6 protein-coding genes are annotated in these 6,828 nt (G+C 66.1%); 5 read left to right on the top strand and 1 reads right to left on the bottom strand.

Features of this window, described 5'->3' with window-relative positions; translation table 11 throughout:
* A partial coding sequence (locus VGK32_10145; protein HEY3382118.1) for an MFS transporter occupies positions 1-1,092 on the bottom strand: 1,092 nt, incomplete at its 3' end.
* A 338-nt stretch (positions 1,093-1,430) separates the two neighbouring features.
* Between VGK32_10145 and VGK32_10140 the strand changes: the two genes are divergently transcribed.
* The 5 genes from VGK32_10140 to VGK32_10120 all read left to right on the top strand — a co-directional run bounded on the left by VGK32_10140 (position 1,431) and on the right by VGK32_10120 (position 6,760).
* Positions 1,431-2,519 carry an ATP-binding protein gene (locus tag VGK32_10140; protein HEY3382117.1) on the top strand — a complete coding sequence of 363 codons (1,089 nt, stop codon included), beginning with the start codon at positions 1,431-1,433 and terminating at the stop codon, positions 2,517-2,519.
* A gap of 38 nt (positions 2,520-2,557) precedes the next feature.
* Complete coding sequence (locus VGK32_10135) at positions 2,558-3,229, top strand: family 16 glycoside hydrolase (GenBank protein ID HEY3382116.1); 672 nt, start codon at positions 2,558-2,560, stop codon at positions 3,227-3,229.
* A gap of 79 nt (positions 3,230-3,308) precedes the next feature.
* Complete coding sequence (locus VGK32_10130) at positions 3,309-5,558, top strand: DUF5916 domain-containing protein (protein HEY3382115.1); 2,250 nt, start codon at positions 3,309-3,311, stop codon at positions 5,556-5,558.
* A gap of 16 nt (positions 5,559-5,574) precedes the next feature.
* Positions 5,575-5,706: a hypothetical protein gene (locus VGK32_10125; GenBank protein HEY3382114.1), complete on the top strand. Its 132-nt coding sequence runs from the start codon at positions 5,575-5,577 to the stop codon at positions 5,704-5,706.
* Between the two features lie 61 nt (positions 5,707-5,767).
* A complete protein-coding gene (locus VGK32_10120; protein ID HEY3382113.1) occupies positions 5,768-6,760 on the top strand; it encodes a hypothetical protein in 993 nt (330 codons plus the stop codon).
* Positions 6,761-6,828: the final 68 nt, after the last annotated feature.

Here is a 6,828-nt window from a genome sequence, read left to right as displayed (position 1 = left end):
ACGCTCGTCGGGTGCGACCACGGCCATCACATAGGACTGGCGCGTGGGAACATCCATCTGCGAGATCGAGCATCGGAGAAGGAAGACGGCGATGCTCAGCGGCAGCGTCGGCATCGCAGGAACCAGCATCAGCAGGAGGTTCGACGGGATGTGGGTGAACACCATCGTCCGAATCAGACCAATCCTGCGTGCCAACGGCACGGCCGCCAGGGCCGAGGCGCCTGCCAGCAGGTTGGCTCCGAAGAAGATCGCCCCAAGTGTCGACGGCAGAGTGCCGAAGCGCAGATGAAACCAGTAGACCACGATGCTCTGCACGACGAATCCGCCGCCGAAGGCGTCCAGGGCGAACAGGGACGAGAGCTTCAGCACCACCTGTGTGGACCGGTGGAGCCCGAGCAGCACGGGCGCGCGCCGCTCGACGCCGCGAACAGGCGGAAGTTCGACGGCCGGCGTGAGCCGGGCGAACAAGCCGGCCAGGACCACGCCCAGGCCAGCATAGACCGCGATGAGGACGCGGAAACTGGTGAGCGGCGACCATCCGGACCGTTGCAACCCAGAGACGACGCTCCCTGCGACCAGCGCGCCCAGGGCCGTCGCGACGGACCCAGCCAAGTGGTACCGCGCAAAGACGGCCGTTCGCTCGCCGTCGCCGACGATGTGAGCGAGCGCTGCCTGCTCGATGGACAGGAACGGCCCGACCTCGTTGCCGCTGGGACTGATCACGCCAATCGTGGCAGCCAGTACCAGGAGCCAGTAGGTCTGGGTGACGCCAAACACGGCGCCGGCCCCAGCCAGCAGGAGCGCCCCGATCGCCAGCATCTGCCGTCGGCCAGCTCGATCGGCCCTCGTGCTGATCCACAGCGAGATCACCGTGTCGCCCACCAGTGTCAGAGTGAGCAGCAGCCCGATCCTCGGTCCGGACACGCCAATCTCTGCCAGGTAGAGGACGAGGATGATCGAGATGAGCCCGTAGCCGAACAGACGAATGAACCGAGTCAGAAACAGCAGACGGCCGTCACGGGACAGCGCGATTCCCGGCTGTGTCCCGCCCGGGCTGGATCGCCGCCCTACCTGTGATGTATCATTGCACACATCATAGTAGTAACAAGCATTACGCCACACGTCAAGCTGGAGGCGAATGTCATGAAGTGGATTACTCGCTGCGATGTCCACGGGGACCGCGTCGCATGCCCCTGGCTGATCAGGCGGTTCATCGTCGGGCCGTTGGCATGGGATTCGCGTTGACCGGTGTCAGTGACGGTGAACGTCTCGTTGGGCAATGGCCTGTGTACGATGCCCTGTACGCCTACGCGTTGCGTGGCTCCGCCTGACCCTGCTGGCTCGGGCATGAGACGGGCCGTCACGCACGTGCCGGTTCCTAACGAAAACTTAAGATTCGGCCGGGCCAGCCTCCGCCTATCCTTATTACCGTGACCGGGACGATTTTGGTGGTCGAAGACGAGGCCAAGGTGGCGCACGCGCTGCAGGAAGGGTTGCTGCCGGGGTGCGACGGCCTCCACGTACTGACGAGCCTGCGCGGGCGCCAAGTGCGCACGCCGGTCGTCGTGCGCATCATCCGGTCGGTGGCGCCGCTCGAGGAGGAGTTGCGCCGGCTCCTGCTGGTCCTCGGGCTCGGCCTGCCGGTTGCCTTGGGCCTGGCTGGTGGCGGCGGGTACGTGCTCGCCCGACGAGCGTTGGCGCCTGTCGGGGACATTGCGAAGCGCGCGCGGGTTATTACGGCCGAGCGCCTGGCGGAGCGAGTTCCGGTCGGCAACCCTGGTGATGAATTCGGTCAGCTGGCCGTCGTCCTCAACGACACGTTCGCGCGCCTCGAACGGTCGTTCGAGCAGATGCGCCGGTTCACCGCCGATGCCTCGCACGAACTGCGGACGCCGCTGACGGCCATTCGTAGCGTCGGCGAGGTGGGCCTGGAAGAACCGCGGGAGGCCAGCGCCTACCGAGACGTCATCGGGAACATGCTGGAGGAAACCGATCGGCTGACGCAACTGGTCGATAGCCTGCTGTTGCTGTCGCGGGCCGACGCCGGCCAGGTGGTGCTTCACCGCGAGGCCGTCGACCTCGCCGCACTCGCGCGCGAGGTCGCCGCGCACTTGGGCGTGCTCGCCGAAGAGAAGGGGCAGCAACTCCGAGTGGATGTCGACGGCGCGGTCGACGTGCAGGTGGATCGACTGGCCGTCCGCCAGGCCCTCATCAACCTCCTGGACAACGCGATCAAATACGCTCCAGAGCGGAGCGACATTCGGGTCGAGCTGCGCTACGAAGGAACCGCAGCCCTCGTGGATGTCGTGAATCTGGGCCCTGGAATTCCCGCGGAGCATGCCGTTCGCATCTTCGACCGTTTCTATCGGGCTGACCCGGCCCGAACGCGCGCGGACGGCGGAGCGGGCCTCGGACTCTCCATCGCACGGTGGGCGATCGAAGCGAATGGGGGCACGCTGCGCCTGGCATCGTCCCGTGAGGGTGAGACGCGCTTCCGAATTTCGCTGTTCAGAGGCTGATGTCGTTGGGTCACTGCGGAGTAGCCGGAGGAGCTTCGATGAAGAACCGATTCTCGCTCGTCGTTGCGATTGCCGCGACCGCCCTTGCGGGCGCGCAGGCCCAGACCACGCGGACCATCACGTTCGACCAAGATAAGGTCGGCGGGGTGCCGCAGGGCTTTTCGACGGCGCTCACAGGCCAGGGAAAGCCGGGCGTCTGGGTCGTGATGAAGGACCCGAAGTCGCCAGAAGGCGGGAACGTGCTGGCGCAGACGGACGCAGATTCGACCGACTACCGGTTCCCGGTGTGCGTGCTCGACGATCTGTCCGCCAAGGACCTCGACCTGAGCGTCATGGTCAAGCCGGTCACCGGGCGCGGCGACCAGGCCGCCGGCCTGGTCTGGCGCTACCAGGACTCGAACAACTACTACATCGTCCGGGCGAACGGCTTGGAGCACAACGTCGTGCTCTACAAGGTGCAACAGGGCCGTCGGACCGATTTGCCACTGAAGGGCGCCGGCCGCACCTACGGGAAGCAGGTGACGGTGCCGTCCGGACAATGGAGCACGCTGCGCGTGACGGTGGCCGGGCCGCTGTTCACGGTCTACTTCAATGGCGAGAAGCTCTACGAGGTCGAGGACGCGACGTTCCCAGGTGCCGGCAAAGTCGGCGTCTGGACGAAGGCGGACTCGGTCTCGTACTTCGACAACCTGACGATCAGCCCCAAGTGATAGGACGCCGTGCGGTGCCCGCCGTCGTGTCGGCCAGGCCCTGAGTCCATCGAGTGATCGTGCATCGGAGGTCTGGCCCGTGAGCGGACGTCGTCGTTCGAATCTTGTGCAAGTCCTCGCGCTGGCTGCCCTCCTCGGAACGGCGGCCGTGGGCGAGGCTCAGACTGCCGGCACGCCGGCGTCAACGGTCACCGCGCCGACCGCCGGAGCGTCGCAGACACGCGCGCCCGCCCAGCCGGCCGGCAACCCCTACACGCTGAAGGCCGGTGCTCTCTCGACGGACCTCCGCATCGACGGGATCCTCGACGAGGGCGCCTGGGCGACGGCGGAGGCGATCGAGAACCTGACGATCATCGAGCCGCAGCAGGGCGTCGCCCCCACCGGACGGACCCGGGTGCGGGTGCTGGCAAATTCGGTGGGGCTCGTGTTCGGCGTCGAATGCGATGACCCCAATCCCCGCGGCATCGTCAGCTACACCAAGCAGCGCGATGGCGCGATGAGTTCGGAAGACCACATCGAGATCGTCGTGGATCCCTTCATGGACGGCCGGTCAGGCTACGTCTTCTGGGTGAACCCGAGCGGCGCTCGGTATGACGGCCTGATCAATCCCGGTTCGGCCGACGTCAACAGCAACTGGGACGGCATCTGGGAAGCCGCCACCAAGCGAACCGACCGCGGCTGGACCGCGGAGGTCCGCATCCCGATCCAGACCCTGAGCTTCGCCAAGGGCAAGACCGCCTGGCACTTCAACATCCAACGGCGGATCCAGCGGCTTCAGGAGACGGACCGGTGGGCAAGCCCGCAGCGTGACTACAAGATCACACGCATGAGCCGGGCGGGGCTGCTCACGACGCTGCCGGAGTTCGATCTCGGCCTGGGTCTCTCGGTGCGCCCCGCCGGCATCGCCGGAGGCGGCGTCCCGATTCAGGGCGCCGATTTCGAGAACGACAGCCACGCCAGCTTGGACGTGACCCAGCGCCTGGGGCCAAATCTGCTCGCCTCCGGATCGGTGAACACGGATTTCGCCGAAACAGAGGCCGATGCGCGGCAGACCAACCTCACCCGGTTCTCCCTGTACTTTCCCGAAAAGCGGACGTTCTTCCTCGAGGGCGCCGACATCTTCCAGTTCGGGCCCGGTGGGACGGACGTCGTCCCGTTCTTCAGTCGGCGCATCGGACTCGTGGACGGCCAACAGGTGCCGATCCGCGCTGCGGGGAAGGTGAACGGCCGTGTCGGGAACACGAGCGTCGGAGCGTTGGTCGCTCGCACGGGGAACGAGGACGCCGTCGCCCCCGCCGCCACGATGGGCGTCGTCCGCATCAAGCAGAACGTGCTGGGGGAATCGACCGTCGGCATGATCGCGACGTTCGGCGACCCCCAGGGCGCGGCCGGCAGTTGGCTCGCGGGCGCCGACTTCACCTACCAGACGTCGCGGTTCCGTGGCGACAAGAACTTCCTCGTGGGCGTGTGGGGCTCGCTGATGGATCGGTCCGACGTGGCCGGTGACAAGACGGCCGCCGGATTCAAAGTGGGGTATCCCAACGATTTGTGGAATGTGTCTTTCAGCGCGCGTCGCGTCGGCGACGGCTACCAGCCGTCGCTTGGCTTCGTGCCGCGTCCGGGCGTCTACAGCTACGACTTCGCGGGCGAATTCGATCCGCGGCCGAACTTCTGGCACATCCGCCAGATGTTCAACGAGTTCAGCGTGTCGGCCGTCACCGACCTGCAGGGGCGCTGGGAGACCTACAGCGTGTTCACCGCGCCGGTGAATTGGCGCTTCGACAGCGGCGACCGTATCGAGTTCAACTGGGCGCCCGCCGGCGACAACCTCAGAGACCCGTTCGAGATTTCGGCCGGAGTGGTCATCCCGCCCGGTCCATATCACTGGACACGGTGGCGGCTCGAGGCGGGCACGGCCAACAAGCGGAAGCTGAGCAGCCAAATCACCTGGCGTTTCGGCACGTTCTACAGCGGGAGCCTCGACCAGGTGCAGCTGACACTGTCATGGAATCCGATCGCGCTGTTCACGTTCAGCCTGTCTGGTGAACAGGACTTCGGGCGGTTGAAGGAAGGCGATTTCGACGCGACGCTGATCGGCACGCGGGTCAAGTTCAACGTGTCGCCGAACCTGAACATCAGCAGCTTCGTGCAATACGACACCACGAGCCAGTCGGTGGGGACGAACAGTCAACTGCGATGGACGTTTCGGCCGGTGGGAGACCTGTTCGTGATCTACAACCACAACGTGCGCGATCTTGGCACGCCGATCGGCTGGGCCAGGGATTCGAATCAGCTGCTGATCAAGATGCAGTACGCGTTTCGCTATTGACCCGATGGAATGGCCGGTGAGCGTGTCGCCCAATGCCTTGGCCGTGGCCGTCGTCTTCTCAGCGGGCGTCGGCGTGTTCTTCGGTTTCTACCCGGCACGAAAGGCCGCGCAGCTCGACCCGATCGACGCGTTGCGCTTCGAGGCATAACGACCAGTGCGGTGCGACCGGCCGTGTCACTCCACGCCGGGCGCCGCAGGAGGAGAGAGAGATGAAGTCGCCCGTAATCCGATCACTCATGACGGTGGCCGTCGCCGGGCTCGCTTCCATCGCGCTCACGGGTGCTGATCAGCCGCTCGCACTCGTGAAGACCATCCCGCTCCCGGGCGTCGAGGGCCGCATCGACCACCTGGCGGTCGAGCCGGGGGGAGCGCGGCTGTTCGTGGCGGCGTTGGGTAATAACAGTCTCGAGGTGCTCGACCTCTCCGCCGGACGCCATCTTGCCAGCGTGAAAGGCCTGAAGGAACCTCAGGGCATCGTCCACATCCCCACGCCGCCGCAGGTCGTCGTCGCAAACGGGCAGGGCGCGGTGGAGTTTCGCGCAGGCGACGACCTGCGCGTGGTCAGGAGCGTGGCGCTCGGCGAGGACTCGGACAACGTGCGGTACGACGTGAAGGCGAAGCGCATCTACGTTGGCTACGGGAGCGGCGCGATTGGCGCCATCGATGCGACCGACGGACGCCAGCTTGGCGACGTTCCAGTCGGCGGCCACCCGGAGTCGTTCCAGCTCGAGGCAGCCGGCTCCCGCATCTTCGTGAACGTGCCGGCGGCAAAGCAGGTCGCGGTGATTGATCGTCTGTCGATGAAGGTCGTCGCGACGTGGCCGCTGACCGAGGCGGCGTCCAACTTCCCGATGGCGCTCGACGAGGCCGGCCACCGCCTCTTCATCGGCTGCCGGAAGCCCGCCAAGGTCCTGATCGTGGACACCTCGTGCGGCAAGGTGACGAGCGCGGTGGACATCGTCGGCGACACGGACGACATCTTCTGGGACTCCGCGCGAAAGCGGCTCTATGTCATTGGCGGACAGGGATTCGTGGACGTGCTGCAGCCGGACAGCGCGAGCCTCGTTCGCTCGGCGCGCATCCCAACAGCCGCCGGTGCGAGGACCGCACTATTCGTGCCCGAGCAACATCGTCTTTACGTCGCGGTGCCGCACCGGGGCGCCCAGACCGCGGAGGTCCGAATCTACGACGTGAAGGACTAGAGGCGCCCGCCGGTTGGCGCCTTGGCTACCGCATCCGTATCCGAAGCCAGCGTCCCGAGTTGCCGGAG

The organism is Vicinamibacterales bacterium (assembly GCA_036504215.1).
Classification (GTDB): Bacteria; Acidobacteriota; Vicinamibacteria; order Vicinamibacterales; family Fen-181; genus FEN-299.
This window is presented reverse-complemented; position numbering and strand designations above follow the sequence as displayed.

What these genes read in the sequence shown, in the direction of transcription:
- VGK32_10120 (HEY3382113.1), top strand. Translation starts at nt 5,768, where the DNA reads ATGAAGTCGCCCGTAATCCGATCACTCATGACGGTGGCCGTCGCCGGG.
- VGK32_10135 (HEY3382116.1), top strand. Translation starts at nt 2,558, where the DNA reads ATGAAGAACCGATTCTCGCTCGTCGTTGCGATTGCCGCGACCGCCCTT.